Here is an 18,161-nt window from a genome sequence, read left to right on the forward strand (position 1 = left end):
GAACACAGGGCAGTGAATGAAGTAACACGTCTACCAAAGCTAATAACAATAAAACGAGGATTGATGGGATGAAGAAGATCAACAAAGGTAAATCGCTTTCCCGGCTCCAGTTGGTATGCAAGCTGTCGGCGTTGGGTGTGATGGGTCTGGCAGGCAGCGTTCACGCCGCCGAGCCGTTTGCCGCAGATTCACCCTGGATGACGGGTGACTGGGGTGGCAAGCGCACCGAGTTGCTGGACAAGGGTTATGACTTCTCGCTGGAATACGTTTCCGAGATGGCCAGCAACCTGAAGGGCGGCTACAACGACGACACCACCGGTCGTTACAGCGACCAGTTCGCGCTGGGCATGAAAGTCGATTTGCAGAAAGTTCTCGGCTGGCAGGACGCAGAGTTCAAGCTGGCAATCACCGAACGTAGCGGTCGCAACATCTCCAATGACCGTATCGGCGATCCTCGCGCCGGTACACTCAGCTCCTCCCAGGAAGTCTGGGGCCGTGGTCAGACCTGGCGTCTGACGCAGATGTGGATCAAGCAGAAGTACTTCGACGGCGCGCTGGACGTCAAGGCCGGCCGTTTCGGTCCGGGCGAAGACTTCAACAGCTTCCCGTGCGACTTCCAGAACCTGTCATTCTGCGGCTCGCAGGTCGGTAACTACGTAAGCACCTGGTACAACTGGCCAATCAGCCAATGGGCGTTGCGCATCAAGTACAACATCACGCCTGAAGTCTATGCCCAGGTGGGTGTGTACGAGCAGAACCCGTCCAACCTGGAAACAGGCAACGGCTTCAAGCTCAGTGGCAGTGGCACCGAAGGCATGATTCTGCCGGTCGAACTGGTCTGGACTCCATCCTTCAACTCGTTGCCCGGTGAGTACCGTGTCGGTTACTACAAGAGCACGCCAAACGCCAACGACGTCTATGAAGACGTGAATGGTCAGCCGCAAGCGCTGACTGGCGCAGCGTTCAAGTCGCACAGCAGCAAGCATGGCTGGTGGGTCGTGGCTCAGCAACAACTGACCACGCATGACGGCGATGCTTCGCGCGGCCTCAGCATTTTTGCCAACGCCACCGTGCATGACAAGGCGACCAACTTCGTCGACAACTACCAGCAGATCGGTTTCACGTACAAAGGTCCGTTCAACTCGCGTCCGAAAGATGACATTGGTATCGGTATTGCCCGTATCCACGTCAACGACGATGTGCAGGATCGCGTGCGTCTGGCCAACCAGATCAGCGGTATCAATGACTATGACAACCCTGGCTACCTGCCGGTCCAGAGCACTGAGTACAACTCTGAAATCTACTACGGCTTCCATGTCACCAACTGGCTGACCGTGCGTCCCAACCTGCAATACATCAAGCATCCTGGTGGCGTAGATCAGGTTGATGATGCGCTGGTAGCGGGCATCAAGATCCAGTCGAAGTTCTGATTATTGACTGACGCGTAACGCGATCAAGGGTCGTGTGTGCTTTGCGGGCAGCCTGGCTGCCCGTTTTTTTTGGCTTGATCCTTTTATTTTTCAGGGACGCGATTGGCGATGACCACTCACGACGCGCAACTGCCTGAACATCCATTGCAGCGCTTCTTCCGATCCCGACGTGCCAGACCGACTTTCGAGTGGGAGCGCCATCAACTGCGCGATGTGCTAGTCATCGACCACCCGCAATGTCAGGCCGTGTTCAGTCGTCAGGGCGCGCAACTGCTGCATTTTCAGCCGCAGGGCCAGAAACCCTGGCTCTGGTGTGCCGCTCAGTGGCCACAGGTGGGCGCCATTCGTGGAGGCGTGCCAGTCTGCTGGCCTTGGTATGGCCGGCATCCCGGCGAGAGCGGCTGGCCGGCGCACGGCTGGGGGCGTTTGCTGGACTGGAGGCTGATCGACAGCAGTGAGTGCGAAGAAGGCGTGAGCCTGCACTGGCGCTTGCAACTGTGGGACTGGCAGGTCGATCTGCATGCTGAACTGGGGCAGGGCATGGAACTGCGTCTGAGCACGCGTCACGAGGACAGCGAGCCGTGTCACTTCAGCCATGCGCTGCACGCGTACTGGCGGATCGGTGATGTGGCTGAAGTCGCGCTGGAGGGGCTCGACGGTGCACAGGGCTATGACGAACTCAGCCGACAGGCGTGTCAGCAACACGGCGAACTGCGCGTGGCAGGCGCCTGCCAGCGCGTATTCGAACACGCCGGCGCCCTACAGCTCCAGGACCCGATCTGGCAGCGCAGGCTTAACATCGACACCGGCGACAGCACCAACACCGTCGTCTGGCACCCCGGCAGCAGACCGCTTCTCGGCGTATGCGGCAGCGAAACCACAGGCTTCGTCCGTGTCGAAGCCGCCTCAGGCTCCGGCGACACCTTCAGCCTGCGGCCCGGAGAGCAGGTGCAGCTCAAACTGCAAGCCAGCTTGGCAGGGTGAGTTGCGTCGTCTCCACTCGCGCTCAGCAAGGATCCACCTGAGGATCACAGAACCGCTGTGTGACGCAGAGCGTCACGAAAGGCATTCCTACGCGGAGCGTTGGAACGATAGTCAACGACACCCAGTCAGCCCTGATCCTCGATCGGATAACGGCTGTCATTCAGGCTTTCCTTGATCTTGCGCAAATGCGGCTGAAAGTCGACACCGCGACGCAACGTCATACCCGTGGCCAACACATCGAGCACAGTCAACTGAATGATCCGCGACGTCATCGGCATATAAATATCCGTGTCTTCCGGCAGAGGAATATTCAGACTCACCGTACTGGCCTGAGCCAGCGGCGAACCGGCTGCAGTCAGCCCCAGCACCGACGCGCCATTGGCCCGCGCGATACGCGCCACTTCCACCAACTCACGAGTACGGCCCGTATACGAAATGATCACGAACAACTCGCCGGTATGCGCCACTGACGCAATCATCCGCTGCATCAGCACATCGGCATGCGCCGTCACCGCCAGATTGAAGCGGAAGAATTTATGCTGCGCATCCAGAGCCACCGGCGCCGAGGCACCCAGCCCGAAAAAATGGATCTGCCGCGCCTGGATGAGCATGTCCACAGACTTGCTGATCAAGGCCGGGTCCAACTGCTGGCAGGCGCTGTCCAGTGACGCGATGGCACTGCCGAAAATCTTCTGGGTATAGGCCTCCGGATTATCATCCGCTTCCACCGCACGGCTGACATAAGCCGCGCCGCTGGCCAGGCTCTGGGCCAGTTGCAGCTTCAATTCCGGATAGCCGCTGACACTGAACGAACGGCAGAAGCGATTGACCGTCGGCTCGCTGACCTTGGCGGCCTGGGCAAGCGCTGCAATGCTCAGCCGCGTTGCCATCTGCGGATTGAGCAGGATGACCTCGGCCACTTTGCGTTCGGCCTTGTTCAGCTCGTCGAGTCGACCCTGGATTTGCTCCAGGAGGTTTCTTACGCGGTCCATTCAAAGTCCTTGTCGGGGCTGATTTACCAACGGTTTTGCCTTGGGCTTTTATTAGCCCTTTAGCCTGTAGCAAAGGTGGCCTATCGTACTGAGGGCCTGTGTTGATCACCACTGGAATATGCTTTCAGGCAGAATGTTGTGGTTATTACTACATATGGCCTTGAGTAACGCCTTTAAAAAAGGTATTTGTAGCCTAACTTGATAAAAGAACCAACATTATGCCCTTGATTACGGTTGAACCGTGCACATTTGCCCTGTTTGGTGCCTTGGGGGACCTGGCGGTACGCAAGCTGTTCCCGGCTCTTTATCAGCTTGATCGCGCTGGACTGCTGCATGAAGACACAAAAATTCTTGCCCTGGCGCGTGAACCGGGTGACGAAGAGTCGCATCTGGCGTACATCGAAAAATCCATGCGTCGCTTCATTCCCGAGACGGAACTGGAGCCGGACAACCTGGGCCGCTTTCTGGCGCGCCTCAGCTACCTGCATGTCGACTTTCTCAAGGCCGAGGATTACGTCGCACTCGCCGAGCGCGTCGGCAATGCCGAAACCCTGATCGCCTATTTCGCCACACCCGCCTCGGTCTACGGTGCCATCTGCGAGAACCTTGCGTCGGTCAACCTCGCTGAGCGCACGCGTGCCGTGCTGGAAAAACCCATCGGTCACGACCTGGCCTCTTCGCGCCGGGTCAATGACGCTGTTGCGCAGTTTTTCCCGGAAAACCGCGTTTATCGTATCGACCACTATCTGGGCAAGGACACGGTACAGAACCTCATCGCTCTGCGCTTCGCCAACAGCCTGTTCGAAACCCAGTGGAACCAGAACCATATTTCGCACGTGGAGATCACGGTGGCCGAGAAGGTCGGCATCGAGGGCCGTTGGGGCTACTTCGATCAGGCTGGCCAGCTGCGTGACATGATCCAGAACCACCTGCTGCAGCTGCTCTGCCTGATTGCCATGGACCCGCCAAGCGACCTGTCCGCCGACAGTATCCGGGACGAGAAGGTCAAGGTGCTCAAGGCACTGGCCCCGTTTACCCCTGAGCGTCTGGCCACCCAGGTGGTGCGCGGCCAGTACACCTCCGGCTACAGCGAAGGCAAGGCGGTGCCCGGCTATCTGGAGGAAGAAAACTCCAATACCCAGAGCGATACCGAAACTTTCGTCGCGTTGCGTGCCGATATCCGCAACTGGCGCTGGTCGGGTACGCCGTTCTATCTGCGCACAGGCAAACGCATGCCGCAGAAGCTGTCGCAGATCGTGATCCATTTCAAAGAACCGCCGCACTACATCTTCGCGCCTGAACAGCGTTTGCAGATCAGCAACCGCCTGATCATCCGCCTGCAGCCTGACGAAGGCATTTCCTTGCAGGTGATGACCAAGGATCAGGGCCTGGACAAGGGCATGCAGCTGCGCAGCGGTCCCTTGCAACTGAATTTTTCCGACACCTACCGCAGCGCTCGTGTCCCCGACGCTTATGAGCGGTTGTTGCTGGAAGTCATGCGTGGCAATCAGAACCTGTTTGTCCGCAAAGATGAGATCGAGTACGCCTGGCAATGGTGTGATCAGTTGATCGCTGGCTGGAAGAAGGCGGGCGATGCGCCCAAGCCTTACCCGGCCGGAACCTGGGGGCCGATGAGCTCCATTGCCCTGATTACTCGCGACGGGAGATCCTGGTATGGCGACATGTGACCTCAAGCTGCCAGCAGGGCTGGTAGCACACGATTTCGACACAGCGCAGCAACTGGCCGATGCACTGGCTGAAACTGTCGCCGAACGCCTCAAGCAGGCGATCAGCGAGAACGGTCTGGCGACGCTGGTGGTGTCCGGTGGACGCAGCCCGGTCGCCTTCTTCCAGCGTCTGGCGGCACAGCCGCTGGAGTGGTCGAAGGTCGTCATCAGTCTGGCGGACGAGCGCTTCGTGCCGACCGAACATGCCGACAGCAATGCCGGCCTGTTGCACCGCCACTTGTTGCAGGGGCCTGTGGCGAAGGCGAAGTTTCTCGGCCTGTACAGCGTGGCGAGCAGTGTCGAGGAAGCCGCTCAGGCTGCCGATCAGGCACTGGCCGAGCTGCCACCCATTGATGTACTGATTCTGGGCATGGGCGACGATGGGCATACCGCGTCGCTGTTCCCCAACAGCCCGAATCTGAGCGAAGCCCTTGACCTGCAAGGTGAGCGCCGCTGCCTGCCCATGCTCGCACCGAGCGTGCCGCACCAGCGCCTGACCCTGACCCGCCGCCTGCTGGCGTCGGCGCGTTCACCGATTCTGTCGGTGTCCGGTCAGGCCAAACTCGACACTCTGCGCACCGCGCTGGCAGGCGACGACCTCGCCGAGATGCCGGTGCGTGCCTTTCTCAACCCGTCTCTCGAGATTTACTGGTGCCCATAAGCCCCGATAAGCCCCACAAACAAAGGAACCGTCGCCATGACACAGAATGAAAATAATCAGTCGCTGACCAGCATGGCGAACAAGATTGCCCAGATCGACGAACTCTGCGCCAAGGCGAAGATTCTGCCGGTGATTACCATCGCCCGTGACCAGGACGTACTGCCGCTGGCCGATGCACTGGCCGCTGGCGGCATGACTGCACTGGAGGTGACCCTGCGCTCGGCGTTCGGTCTGAGCGCCATTCGTATCCTGCGTGAACAGCGCCCCGAGCTGTGTGTGGGCGCCGGGACCATCCTGGACCGCAAGATGCTGGCTGACGCTGAAGCGGCCGGTTCGCAGTTCATCGTCACTCCCGGCAGCACGCAAGACCTGCTGCAAGCCGCGGTCGACAGCCCTTTGCCGCTGTTGCCGGGTGTCAGCAGCGCCTCGGAAATCATGATCGGCTATGCCATGGGCTATCGCCGCTTCAAGCTGTTCCCGGCTGAGATCAGTGGTGGCGTGGCAGCGATCAAGGCCTTGGGCGGGCCGTTCAACGAGGTGCGTTTCTGCCCCACAGGCGGTGTCAACGAACATAACCTCAAGAGCTACATGGCCCTGCCCAACGTCATGTGCGTGGGCGGCACCTGGATGATCGATAACGCATGGGTCAAGAATGGCGACTGGGGGCGTATCCAGGAAGCGACTGCGCAGGCAATGGCACTGTTTGACTGATTTTCAGGATTTCGGAGTCAGCCCTTACTGCTGATTCCGACAAGGAAGTTGTTGTTGGTTGTATGGCTTTTCGGTGCTCCCTGGTCCGGAGCACCGTTTTTTTTTCCGGCCCGTCTCTTTGTTTATCCCTTGTCCTTGAACGACTGGCGTGGACGTGTGCGCAACGGGTCCAATAGCGCGCCAAGGCCGTTGTGATCGATTTCCTGCATCAGCGCCAACAGACCTCCCAACTCTCCTTTGGGAAAGCCTTCCCGGGCGAACCAGTTCAGATAATGCCCCGGTAAATCAGCGATCAACCGACCCTTGTATTTGCCGAACGGCATTTCCTGTGTCACCAGCAGCTTGAGTTTTTCCGGATTCATCCGCGATACGCCTGTATTTCTCTTTCAGCCAGTACGATACGTGCATTCTGCATGCAGGCCAAACGACAGATCATGCAGAAGTCACGAACGGCCAATTGTGAAAATTTCGTAAGTCATTGATTTTAAATAGTTATTTTCGTATCAAAAACTGGCACGGTGTCTGCAATTACCTATACATCGAACACTTTCGTATCAACCTGCCATTAGGAAATTATCAAATGACTGATATCAACAAAGAAACGATCTCTATCCTGAATGACCTGATCGAAACCAGCAAAGACGGTGAAGAAGGTTTCCGTACCAGCGCAGAACACGCGAAAAGCGCCCAGGTGAAATCGTTCCTCGCAAACCGCTCTACCGAAGTCGCTGCAGCCGTTCGTGAACTGCAAGCTGAAGTGACCGCACTGGGTGGCAAGCCTGAAGATTCTTCCAGCGTATCTGGCGCACTGCACCGCGCATGGGTCAACCTGAAGTCGATGGTTACTTCCGACGACGACAAGGCCGTGCTGGAAGAAGTTGAAAAAGGCGAAGACGTTGCCAAGAAGGCTTACCGCGAAGCGCTGGAAAAAGCCCGTGCCAAGAACGTTTCGCCTAACGTTATCGCGCTGATTGAAAAGCAGCAGGCTGGCGTTCTGGCCAACCACGACAAAGTAAAAGCACTGCGTGACGCAGCACGTGCAGCCCACGCCGCATCGTAATCCGATGCGTCAGCGGTAACCGAAAAAACGCCAGCCAGTCTGGCGTTTTTTTATGCCCGAACGCAGCTGGTCAGACCGGGTCTGTCACCTTTCTGGCAACCGAACTGCGGTACTCGACCCGGTTGCGCCCATTGTCCTTGGCCTGATACAGCGCCTTGTCGGCCACCCCGAAAAATGCTTCCAGCTTGTCTCCCTGACGGACGACCTCCGAAGCGACCCCGATACTGACCGTGATGGGATACTCGGCATTCATGAACAGCGGAAGTGCCTCCGCAGCCTTGCGGATTTTTTCCGCGATCAGCATGGCACCCGGCAAGTCTGTTTCCGGCAACACAACTACGAACTCTTCGCCGCCATAGCGTGCCACGCGGTCGCCCGGACGACGGATGCAGTATGAGATGGTCTGCGCAATCAGACGCAGCGCCTCGTCCCCGCCCTGATGGCCATGACGCTCATTGAATGCCTTGAAATGATCTACATCGATCATCAGCAATGACAGCTGCTTGCCAGAGCGTTGCGCTCGCGCCCATTCGACTTCCATGGCTTCGTCAAGCTGGCGGCGATTATCAAGCCCGGTCAGACCATCTGTCGCGGCCAGGCTGGCCAGTGCATCTTCGGCACGGTGGCGCCTTCTCAGCTCGCGACACAGCAGCCAGGTCAGCCACAAAATGCCCAGACACAATATGCTGGTCGCGGAGCCGACCAGCCAGGCATTGCGTCGCCAGACGGCATACACCTCATCTTCGGATTGCCCGATCACCACGATCAGCGGCAAGTTGCCGACTCGGGAGAAGGTATACAGCCGACGAGCATTCAACTGCGTCGACATCGCGGCAAAGCTGCCATCGCCTTCCTGAAGGATGCGCTGAAAGTTGGGGCTGTGGCTGTAATCCTTGCCGATCAACTCCTGGCCTTCCATTTCCGGGTAGCGAACGATCAGAATGCCTGAGGTATTGATCAGGTTGATGCTGCTGTCACGGCCCAGATTCTGGCTCATGAACAGGTGCTTGAAATACACCAGACGCATCTCTGCGCTCACGATGCCCATGAACTCGCCGTTGGGCCCCGATAGGCGGCGGCTGAAGCTGATGCACCAGTCCTTGTAGCCCCAGCGAGTCTTGTACGGTGCACTGACGTGTAGCGTCAAAGAGCGGTCTGTTGCATGGTCCTTGAAATAGGCGCGGTCAGCGAAGTTGTCGTGTCGAGGGGTGACAGACAAAGAATCAGCCACTATTTCGCCGCGGTTATCGAGTAATACCAGGTCGCCCTTGTAAGAGGCGGCAGTGGCGCGATCGAACAGAACAAGTTGGCGCAGTTCAGGTGACAGTTGCTGAAGGTCCGGACGCTGCCACGCGCTGATCATGCCTTGCAGTGAAGAGTCGTAAAGTTCTGCATTACGCATGACGTCGGCATCGATCAAACGCACGATATTGGACGCTGCGCGTGCTGCTGTCTGTGCTGCGTCGTCGCGCTCCTGGGCCAGTAGAGACGCCACGATCGCCAGAATGGCGAGCATTGAAACCGAGCTGCCGAAAATCAATATCAGCTCCGGACGGGTCCATTTGAGCCGGGCTTGCCGAGAAAACGCAAACACCATCATCGGTTGTTCTACCTGCAGACGAATGATTCTTGATAATCGGTTAATAAAATTATCAGTTAGGTGGGGAACTTATTGACGCGTGTATAACACGCTCCTTATAGCCCCATATGAAGGGAATGTGAATAAAGCAACTGTATTTAAAACGCTGCGAACAGACGCACACTGAGGACCGTGAACACGGTCAATGTAGTCAGTATTTTCAGGTGTCAGCGAGGCAACTGGATGCCGAAGGTATTGGCGCCCTTGTCGCTGTTCACGAACACGGTGCCGCCATGCATCAAGGCAATCGCCTTGACGATGGCCAGCCCCAGGCCGTGATTGGCGCCGCTGTTACTGCGTGAGGCATCCACCCGATAAAAGCGCTCGAACAGTCTGGGTAAATGTTCCTGAGCGATTTTTACGCCCGGATTGGTCACGCTGACAGTGACATGGGCATCGCGGGATTCGATGTTGACTTCAATCACTTCACCAGCGCCAGTGTGCTGAACGGCGTTATGCAACAGATTGATCAGCGCGCGGCGCAAGTGGGGTTTTTCAATGGGTGCGCTGGCGTCGCCTTGGACACGGACTTGCACGTGCGCGTCTTCCAGAATGAAGTCCAGATAATCCAGCGTCGTCGCGACTTCTTCAGCCAGTGAGGTGCAGATCTGTGCCTTGACCTTGGTGCCCTGATCGGCGCTGGCCAGAAACAGCATGTCGTTGATGATCGAGCGCAGGCGCTCCAGCTCTTCGAGGTTCGACTGCAACACCTCGAAATAATGCTCGGCAGAGCGGCCACGGGTCAGCGCCACCTGAGTCTGACCGATCAGGTTGGTCAGCGGTGAACGAAGCTCGTGTGCCACATCGGCATTGAACGACTCCAGCCTCGAGTAGGCTTGCTCGACGCGTTCCAGCGTGGAGTTGAACGAGGCGACGAATTGCTCGAGTTCCGGTGGCAGCGGCGACAACTGCAAGCGTCCGGACAGCCTTGGCGGGGCGAGCTTCTGGACTTCCTGCGAAAGGCTGGTCAGCGGTCGCAGGCCAATCCGCGCGACCCAGTAGCCCAGCGCCGACGCGAGCAGAATGCCCAGCGTGGCCAGGCTGATCAAGGCGACCAGCAGCGAGTGCTGCGTGTGCCAGAACGTCTCGGTGTCGATGGCAGTCAGAAAGCGCAGGGCCGGACGCTGTTCCTTGGCGGGAAACTCGCTGACCAGCACTTTGAACGAAAACGGATGGTCCGCCAGCTTCAGGTCGTGCATGCCCAGCGGCCCCTGTGCAAAACGACGAATGTCCGCACCGGGATTGCCGAACTCATAGAGCGGATTGTCACTCACCACCCAGAAGCGCAGGCGTTTGTCCTCTTCACTGAGCAAGGTGAGCTTGGCCTTGATCTTGCGCCAGTGTTCCGGGTTGCCGAAACGATTGACCGCCGATTCCAGCACGCTGTAGCGCGCATCCACCTCTGCACGGGGCAGCAAATCGAGGCTTTTGTCCACCTGCAGGTACAAGGCCCAGCCGATCAGCAGGAACACCACCAGTGCCACCAGCGCGAACAGCCCGCTCAGGCGCAGGGCAATCGAATCAACCCGCACTGCGGTTCTCCAGCACATAGCCCATGCCGCGAATGGTGTGCAGCAGCTTGTGCTCGTGAGGGCCATCGAGCTTGGCCCGCAAGCGCTTGATCGCGACTTCGACCACATTGGTATCGCTGTCGAAGTTGATGTCCCAGACCATCTCGGCGATGGATGTCTTGGAAAGGATGTCACCCTGACGTCGGGCCAGCACACTGAGCAGCGAAAACTCCTTGGCGGTCAGGTCCAGGCGCAGGCCGGCGCGGGTCGCCTTGCGGCTGATCAGGTCTATCCACAGGTCGGCGATGGTGATCTGCACCGGCTCGTGGCCACCGCTGCGCCGCGTCAGGGCCTGCAGGCGGGCGACCAGTTCCAGAAAGGAAAACGGCTTGCCCAGGTAATCATCCGCGCCTTCGCGCAGGCCGCGAATGCGGTCGTCGACCTGCTCGCGCGCGGTCAGCATGATCACGGGCGTCTGTTTGCGCGCACGCAGCGCACGCAACACCCCAAAACCATCCAGGCCCGGCAGCATCACGTCGAGAATGACGATCGCATGGTCATTCTCCAGCGCCAGGTGCAGGCCTTCGATCCCGTCGCGCGCCACGTCCACGGCATAGCCCTGTTCGGTCAGACCGCGACGCAGGTAGTCGGCGGTTTTCTCTTCGTCTTCGATAATCAGCACGCGCATCGGGCAACTCTCACTTTTGCAGGGCCAGCGTCGGTGCGGCGGGCGCCGGTTGGCGTCGATGAAACAGCCGCTCCAGTTGCAGATAAATGACCGGCGTGGTGAACAACGTGAGCATCTGGCTCACCAGCAGGCCGCCAACCACGGCTATACCCAGCGGCTGCCGCAACTCGGCACCGACGCCAAAACCGAGCATCAGCGGCAGTGCGCCGAGCAGGGCGGCGAGGGTGGTCATGATAATCGGTCGGAAGCGGGTGATGCAGGCCTCATAAATGGCCTCGTGCGGCGTGAGGCCCTGCTCGCGCTGGGCCTGCAGGGCAAAGTCCACCAGCAGAATACCGTTCTTTTTGACGATACCAATCAGCAACACCACGCCGATCAGGGCCATGATCGAGAAGTCCTGCCCCATCATCCACAGCAGCAACAGTGCGCCGATGCCTGCCGAGGGCAGGGTGGAGATGATGGTCAGCGGATGCACGAAGCTTTCATAGAGCACGCCCAGAATGATGTACACCGCCACCAGCGCCGCAAGGATCAGCCAGGGCTGGTTGGCCAGCGAACTCTGGAACGCCTGGGCCGCGCCCTGGAAGCTGCCGATGATCGAGGCGGGCATGCCGATTTCGTTCTTGGCCTGATCGAGCATGCTCACGGCATCGCCCAGGGCGACCCCGGGTGCCAGGTTGAACGACAGGTTCGCCGCGGGGAACATCCCGTCATGGCTGATCGATAACGGTCCCATGCGCGGCGCACTGACTTTGGCCAGCGCCGACAGCGGCACCATTTCGCTGGTCAGCGGCGAGCGCAGATAGAAGTACGCCAGGCTTTCGGCCTTGCCGCGTTGTTGGGCGTCCAGTTCAAGGATCACCTTGTACTGGTTGACTTCAGTCTGATACTCGCTGATCTGCCGCTGGCCGAATGCGTCGTACAGCGCCTGGTCGACATCGGCCGTGGTCAGGCCGAATCGCGCGGCAGCACTGCGGTCGATGTCGATGTGCGTGACGCTGCCGCCCAGTTGCAAGTCGTTGGACATGTCGCGAAATGCAGGGTTGCTGCGCAGTTTTTCAGTCAGCCGTTGCGTCCAGGTGTTGAGCAATTCGCCGTCGTTGCTCTTGAGCACGTACTGGTACTGACTGCGGCTCGGGCCGGAGCTGAGGTTGATGTCCTGCCCGGCGCGCAGATACAGAACGATGCCCGGGACCTTGGCCAGTTTGGGGCGCAGGCGGTCGATGAATTCACTGACCGACACATCGCGTTCGGAGCGTGGTTTGAGCGAGATCCAGAAGCGGCCGTTGGCGATGGTCTGGTTGCTGCCTGAAACACCAACCGAATGCGAGAACGCCAGCACCGCAGGATCCGCGCCGACGATCTTTGCCAGCTCCAGGTGTTTTTCCACCATGTCCGGGTAGGAGATGTCAGCAGCTGCCTCGGTGGTCCCGAGTGCAAACGCGGTGTCCTGGACCGGAAAGAAGCCTTTGGGTATGAGGATGTAACCGACTACCGCCAGCGCCAGGGTCAGGCCGAATATGCCAAGCATCAGCCGTTGATGGGCCAGGGCCTTGCGCAGGCCGCGCTCGTAGGAGGCGAGCAGGCGTTCACCAAACCCCGGTTTCTGATGCGGGTGATGGGTGGGCGCGCGCATGAACAGGGCGGCCAGGGTCGGCGCGAGGGTCAGGGAGACGACCACCGAAATAAGAATGGTCGCGGTTGCGGTCAGTGCGAATTCCTTGAACAGTCGCCCGACCACGCCGCCCATGAACAGCAGCGGAATGAACGCCGCCACCAGCGAGAAACTGATCGACACCACGGTAAAGCCGATTTCTCCGGAGCCCTTTATCGCCGCCTCGCGCATGCCTTGGCCGGCTTCGAGGTGACGGTGGATGTTCTCGACCACCACGATGGCGTCGTCCACCACGAAACCGACCGCGACCACGATGGCCACCAGTGTCAGGTTGTTCAGGCTGAAGCCGAACAGGTACATCATCGCAAAGCTGGCAATCAGCGAGACCCCGAGTACCGCACTGACGATCAGGGTGGCTGACAGTTGGCGCAGGAACAGCGCCATGACCGCGACCACCAGCAGCACCGCGATCAGCAGGGTCAGTTCCACTTCATGCAGCGAGGCACGGATGGTGCGGGTCCGGTCGTTGAGTACCGATACATCGACGCTGGCCGGGAGCATTTCCTGCAAGCGTGGCAATTCACGCTGGATACGGTCCACGGTGTCGACAATGTTGGCGCCCGGCTGGCGGAAGATGGCGATGTTGACGCCTTGCTGATCGCCGGACCACGCCTTGACGTAGGCGTTTTCCGAGCCCGCGACGACCCGAGCCACATCCTTGAGCTGGACGGGCGCGCCGTTTTTGTAGGAAACAATCAGTTGCGCGTAGTCCTGCGGCTTGAACAACTGGTCGTTGGAAGACAGGGTCGAAATACTGTCCTTGCCGTACAGGGCACCCTTGGCCAGGTTCAGGCTGGTCTGTTGCACCGCTTGGCGAATGTCCGCCAGGGTCAGCCCCAGCGCGGCGAGTTTCTCGGGGGCGGCCTGGACACGAATCGCCGGACGCTGCTGACCGGTGATGTATACCTGGCCCACCCCTTCGATCTGGCTGAGCTGGCGCGCCAGAATGGTTTCGGTGACGTCGCTCAATTCGGTGCCGGGGATCAGACTGGAACTCACGCTGAGGATCAGCACCGGGCTGTCGGCCGGGTTGACCTTGCGCCAGGTTGGCAGACTAGGCAGATCGGCCGGCAGGCGTCCGGCTGCGGTATTGATGGCGGCCTGGACTTCCTGGGCCGCAGTGTCGATGCTTTTGTTGAGGGTGAACTGCAGCGTAAGGTTGGTGGAGCCCAGTGCGCTGCTGGAAGTCATCTGGGTCATGCCCGGTATCGCACTGAACTGCACTTCCAGTGGCGTGGCAACCGAAGACGCCATGGTCTCGGGGCTGGCGCCGGGCAGTTGCGCGGTGACCTGGATGGTCGGGAATTCCGCTTCCGGCAACGGCGCGATCGGCAGACGCGGAAAGGCAATGACCCCCAGCAGTACCAATGCGAAGGTCAACAACAAGGTGGCCACCGGATGGTCGATGCACCACGCCGATACCGAACCACGGCCGTTCATCGTGCGGGCTCCACTTGCGCGCTGGCGACATCCGCAGCAGGCGCGGTGATCACTTCCACCGTTGCTCCCGGGCGTAGCCGTGACTGGCCGTCGCTGACCAGTACATCGCCAGCACGCGGCCCGCTGATCAGCGTCTGCTCGCTGTCCTGATAGAGCACTTTGACGGGTACGACTTCCACCTTGTTATCGGCAGTGAGCCGATAGACAAAGTGCAGGTCAACGCCGCGCTGCACCACTTGTGGCGGCACTTTCAGCGAGTTGAGTTCGATACCGGTCTGGATCTTCACGGTCACCAGTTGCCCTGGCCAGAGTTGCTCGCCGGGGTTTCTGAATTGAGCCTTGGCGCGGATCGTACCGGTGCTTGCCGACACCTGATTGTCGATCAATGAAAGCGTGCCTTCACCCAGCAGCAGGCCGTTGGCCGCGCCGTCGCCCTGATACGCCTTGACGGTCGCAGCGTCGCGCTCGGCAATCAGCCCCTGCAGGGTCGGCAACATCTGCTGTGGCAGGGAAAACTCCACGGCAATCGGGTCGATCTGGGTCACTGAAAACAGTCCGGCAGCATCACTGACGCGCAGGAAGTTGCCTTCATCGACATTGCGAATGCCGACCCGTCCCGTTACCGGCGAGCGAATCTGAGTGTAGGACAGTTGCACCTGTGAGGCGTTGATGCTCGCTTCGTTGCCTTTTGCCGTGGCTTCGAGCTGCCTGACCAGTGCCTGTTGCTGATCGAACGTCTGTCGCGAGATACCATTTTCCTGGGTGAGCTGGCGATAGCGCTTGAGGTCCAATTGCGCTACGTCCAGCTGCGCCTTGCTCTGCGCCAACTGGGCACGCGCCTGTTCCAGCGCAGCCCTGATAGAGCGGTCATCCAGCGTTGCCAACAGGTCTCCGGCCTTGACCTGCTGACCTTCCTTGACCAGCACGCGCGTCAGCACCCCATCCACCTGGGGGCGGATCACGACGCTTTGCAGCGACAGCACCGATCCGATCCCTGTGACGAAGCGCGGCACGTCTTCAAGACTGACCGTGATCACTTTGACCGGCACAGCGGCAGCGGCATTTTTGGGAAGCGTGGCCGGGCGTGTCAGTTTCCAGCCGGCAATCGCCACACAGGCGATCACCAGAACGACAGCGGTGACGGTCAGGGTCTTTCTGCGCATATGAAGAAAACGCCAAATGTCAGTACGGGAGAGATATTTTTTACAGCTTCCTTATAGCCTGCAAACCCGGTCAACAGAATGACTTTCAGCTGTCAGGTTTGTCAGAAAGCCTCCAGCGGGTGTGGCGTGCAGTCAAGAAAAGTCGGAATTGGACGATATCTATGTTGAAGAGATAGTTGTCCAGATGTTTATTAAGTCCTAGGAGTTTTCCTACATTTTCCTAAGTAGGTTTCTGGCAGGTCATTCTCTCATCAACTTAACTTATCGCATGAGTCAATGAATGGAGTACGCCATGAGCCGTCAGAAAACGAACGGAAAAGTGATGTGGACGTTACGGTCCCTTGATAAAAACTTGTGGGTCGCAATCATGTCGACGCTGTGGCTGGCTACTCCCGCTGTGTCATGGGCAAAGGACGGTGCAATAACGTTGCGTGGCAGTATCGTCAACAGCAGTTGCAGGGTTTCCAGTACAGAGATAACGGTGCCCGGTAATCAGTCGAGAACGCTGGAAGTTGCACCCGGGGTCATTATTCATGTGAGCACCGAACGCAATGTCTGTGGTGAGCAGGCAATGCCCTTCGTGACGCAGTATCAGGTATTGCCTGCCGCCGTGGTTATCGACGGAGAAGCCCTGCAGGCAAGCGCTGCCGTCGTTACGTTGAGCTATCAGTGACTAGCTGCCTGTTGTGTTTTCTCGTCCGGACTGTCACGTTTTCAAGTGGCAGTCCAGTGCCCGCCAGGTATGAACGATACATAACCTCGGCCACCGTCAAGGCGTCGCTAGTCTGTACCTGAGTAAAGACGCGCTTCTGTGTGGAAAAGGGTTTTTATCAGTGTGCCGGGCACGACTTATAATTATTCCTACAGACCTGTCCTGCGTGTCGTGTTGTGTTGTCTGCGGGGTGAAAGTTACCGGGCTGACAGCATTGAAATAGACCTGGCTCTATAGTGCTCACCGTCCGATAGCGGGCACACACGAAATAACACAAGGAAGGTCGTTAGCATGAAAAAGCGTTCTCTTACATTGGCAGTTCTGGGCGTAATGGGCGTTGGCATGGCAGGTACCGCCAGTGCTGCGAACAACGGCACAATGGTCTTTAACGGAACACTGACCAATATCTCCTGCGATGTGGGGCCGGGCACGGGTGTCAGTGCGGGGACCAACCCTGGCGAAATCAATATCGACCTGGGCAACGTGTCCTTCTCCGATATCGGTGTATCGAGCGAAAGCCGATTCGAGACGGCTGCCCCCATCCAGCTGCTGGTCAACTGCAGTGCCGGTGCAGACCAGTACAACATGGTGAAGATGCGCCTTATTGCCCGTAACGGCAGTGGCCTGGACAACAACGACGCGAAACTCCTGCGCACCACCGGTGCGGCAGATGGCGTCGGTATCGGCCTGCTCAATGCGTCCAGTGTGCTGATGGATCTGAGTGGTGACGAAACCGTCGACACCACGCTGATCAAGGATGGCGCCAACGGTGCCACCGCTGAAATCAATTTTGGCGCGGTGTATGTGCTTAACGGCACGCCCACCAATCCGGGTAATGCCGACGGCTTCCTGCCGTTCGTGATGGATTACGAGTAATCGTGTCGGGCGGGGCGGGCAGTGCTCGCTCTGTCCTCTACCGAATTCAAGGCGAACGCCAGCATGTTTTCCGATTTTTTTCGCTACACGATGCTTGTTGCGTTGGTGTTCTGCGCATCCACCGTTCAGGCGGGCATTGTATTGAATACGACGCGAGTCATTTACCAGGGCACTGATAAAGAGGTCAGTCTGGGTGTTCACAACAGTGGCGGGGGAGAGATTCTCCTCCAGTCCTGGCTTGAACCGCCTGTGGCGGCGGTCAGCACTCACGAAAGTCTGCCGAACCTGCCGTTCATTGTCACACCCGCACTTGCGCGTATGGCCGGGGGTGGCAGGCAGCTATTGCGGATCATTCATTCCGGTGCCGACATGCCCACCGATCGTGAATCGGTGTTATGGCTCAATGTTCAGGAAATTCCCCAGGCCGCAGCTGAAAACACACTGCAGATCGCGGTACGTCAGCGCATCAAAGTCTTCTTCCGGCCTGATGGTTTGCAGGGTGATCCACAGCAGGCTCCGGAAAAACTGAACTGGCAGTGGGTCGATGACACCGGTGTACAGGTCGAAAATCCCGGCCCCTATCATGTCTCCATGCTGAGGGTTTCCATACGCCAGCATGACACCGAACTTGCCCGTCTGGACAGTCAGATGCTGGCGCCGCATCAGCGTCTGCGTATTCCGTTACAGCACACATCGGCAAGTGCGCCGTTGCTGTTGAGTTTCGTCAGTCTCAATGACTACGGCGGACAAGTGCCTTATCAGGCAGCCCTTACCCATAAACAACCGGTTAACGCCGGCAAGGCGTCGCCCCGATAAGCTGGCGCATCCACTGTCAGCGTTCACTGTTCAAACCGTCGGGCCTCAGCGACAAGACCGCCCGGCAGACCTGCGT

16 protein-coding genes are annotated in these 18,161 nt (G+C 58.8%); 9 read left to right on the forward strand and 7 right to left on the reverse strand.

Features of this window, described 5'->3' with window-relative positions:
* Positions 1-68: 68 nt before the first annotated feature.
* On the forward strand, positions 69-1,430 hold the full coding sequence (locus tag AO388_RS10255) for a carbohydrate porin (protein WP_003365298.1): 1,362 nt from the start codon (positions 69-71) through the stop codon (positions 1,428-1,430).
* 108 nt (positions 1,431-1,538) lie between these two features.
* Positions 1,539-2,414, forward strand: a complete 876-nt coding sequence (locus AO388_RS10260) for a D-hexose-6-phosphate mutarotase (RefSeq protein WP_058397457.1) — start codon at positions 1,539-1,541, stop codon at positions 2,412-2,414.
* Positions 2,415-2,539: 125 nt separating this feature from the next.
* On the opposite strand, the gene AO388_RS10265 is transcribed toward AO388_RS10260, so the two are convergent.
* Positions 2,540-3,406 (reverse strand): MurR/RpiR family transcriptional regulator, encoded by an 867-nt coding sequence (locus AO388_RS10265; protein ID WP_002552324.1) that lies wholly within the window; start codon positions 3,404-3,406, stop codon positions 2,540-2,542.
* 218 nt (positions 3,407-3,624) lie between these two features.
* On the opposite strand from AO388_RS10265, the gene zwf reads away from it, so the two are divergent.
* The 3 genes from zwf to AO388_RS10280 are packed head-to-tail and all read left to right on the forward strand — an operon-like array spanning position 3,625 to position 6,505.
* Complete coding sequence (gene zwf, locus AO388_RS10270) at positions 3,625-5,094, forward strand: glucose-6-phosphate dehydrogenase (protein WP_003408964.1); 1,470 nt, start codon at positions 3,625-3,627, stop codon at positions 5,092-5,094.
* On the forward strand, positions 5,081-5,794 hold the full coding sequence (gene pgl, locus AO388_RS10275; protein ID WP_003365295.1) for a 6-phosphogluconolactonase: 714 nt from the start codon (positions 5,081-5,083) through the stop codon (positions 5,792-5,794). Before zwf ends, pgl begins: the two co-directional genes overlap by 14 nt.
* A gap of 36 nt (positions 5,795-5,830) precedes the next feature.
* Entirely contained in the window at positions 5,831-6,505 is a 675-nt protein-coding gene (locus AO388_RS10280; RefSeq protein WP_003433587.1) for a bifunctional 4-hydroxy-2-oxoglutarate aldolase/2-dehydro-3-deoxy-phosphogluconate aldolase, read from the forward strand.
* A gap of 122 nt (positions 6,506-6,627) precedes the next feature.
* On the opposite strand, the gene AO388_RS10285 is transcribed toward AO388_RS10280, so the two are convergent.
* A complete protein-coding gene (locus AO388_RS10285; RefSeq protein WP_003341842.1) occupies positions 6,628-6,867 on the reverse strand; it encodes a DUF3820 family protein in 240 nt (79 codons plus the stop codon).
* A 218-nt stretch (positions 6,868-7,085) separates the two neighbouring features.
* Here AO388_RS10285 and AO388_RS10290 point away from each other — a divergent pair, with 218 nt between their 5' ends.
* Positions 7,086-7,565, forward strand: coding sequence for a PA2169 family four-helix-bundle protein (locus AO388_RS10290; RefSeq protein ID WP_002552329.1), 480 nt, complete (start codon positions 7,086-7,088; stop codon positions 7,563-7,565).
* 70 nt (positions 7,566-7,635) lie between these two features.
* Here the strand turns inward: AO388_RS10290 and AO388_RS10295 are convergent, their stop codons facing one another.
* The 5 genes from AO388_RS10295 to AO388_RS10315 all read right to left on the reverse strand — a co-directional run bounded on the left by AO388_RS10295 (position 7,636) and on the right by AO388_RS10315 (position 15,681).
* Positions 7,636-9,165, reverse strand: coding sequence for a sensor domain-containing diguanylate cyclase (locus tag AO388_RS10295; RefSeq protein ID WP_003365292.1), 1,530 nt, complete (start codon positions 9,163-9,165; stop codon positions 7,636-7,638).
* 206 nt (positions 9,166-9,371) lie between these two features.
* Positions 9,372-10,736 carry a heavy metal sensor histidine kinase gene (locus AO388_RS10300; RefSeq protein ID WP_080479456.1) on the reverse strand — a complete coding sequence of 455 codons (1,365 nt, stop codon included), beginning with the start codon at positions 10,734-10,736 and terminating at the stop codon, positions 9,372-9,374.
* Positions 10,726-11,403 carry a heavy metal response regulator transcription factor gene (locus tag AO388_RS10305; RefSeq protein WP_003314062.1) on the reverse strand — a complete coding sequence of 226 codons (678 nt, stop codon included), beginning with the start codon at positions 11,401-11,403 and terminating at the stop codon, positions 10,726-10,728. The genes AO388_RS10300 and AO388_RS10305 overlap by 11 nt, the downstream gene beginning before the upstream one ends.
* Before the next feature lie 10 nt (positions 11,404-11,413).
* Positions 11,414-14,518 (reverse strand): multidrug efflux RND transporter permease subunit, encoded by a 3,105-nt coding sequence (locus AO388_RS10310; RefSeq protein ID WP_003365290.1) that lies wholly within the window; start codon positions 14,516-14,518, stop codon positions 11,414-11,416.
* On the reverse strand, positions 14,515-15,681 hold the full coding sequence (locus AO388_RS10315; RefSeq protein WP_058416397.1) for an efflux RND transporter periplasmic adaptor subunit: 1,167 nt from the start codon (positions 15,679-15,681) through the stop codon (positions 14,515-14,517). The genes AO388_RS10310 and AO388_RS10315 overlap by 4 nt, the downstream gene beginning before the upstream one ends.
* Positions 15,682-15,961: 280 nt before the next feature.
* On the opposite strand from AO388_RS10315, the gene AO388_RS10320 reads away from it, so the two are divergent.
* The 3 genes from AO388_RS10320 to AO388_RS10330 all read left to right on the forward strand — a co-directional run bounded on the left by AO388_RS10320 (position 15,962) and on the right by AO388_RS10330 (position 18,085).
* Entirely contained in the window at positions 15,962-16,354 is a 393-nt protein-coding gene (locus tag AO388_RS10320; protein ID WP_161937169.1) for a hypothetical protein, read from the forward strand.
* 330 nt (positions 16,355-16,684) lie between these two features.
* Complete coding sequence (locus tag AO388_RS10325; RefSeq protein ID WP_003365284.1) at positions 16,685-17,269, forward strand: fimbrial protein; 585 nt, start codon at positions 16,685-16,687, stop codon at positions 17,267-17,269.
* Positions 17,270-17,332: 63 nt separating this feature from the next.
* The gene (locus AO388_RS10330) at positions 17,333-18,085 is read left to right on the forward strand and encodes a fimbrial biogenesis chaperone (RefSeq protein ID WP_058416426.1); all 753 of its coding nucleotides are present in this window, start codon (positions 17,333-17,335) and stop codon (positions 18,083-18,085) included.
* Positions 18,086-18,161: the final 76 nt, after the last annotated feature.

It is taken from the genome of Pseudomonas sp. ICMP 10191 (assembly GCF_001467335.1).
Classification (GTDB): domain Bacteria; phylum Pseudomonadota; class Gammaproteobacteria; order Pseudomonadales; family Pseudomonadaceae; genus Aquipseudomonas; species Aquipseudomonas cerasi.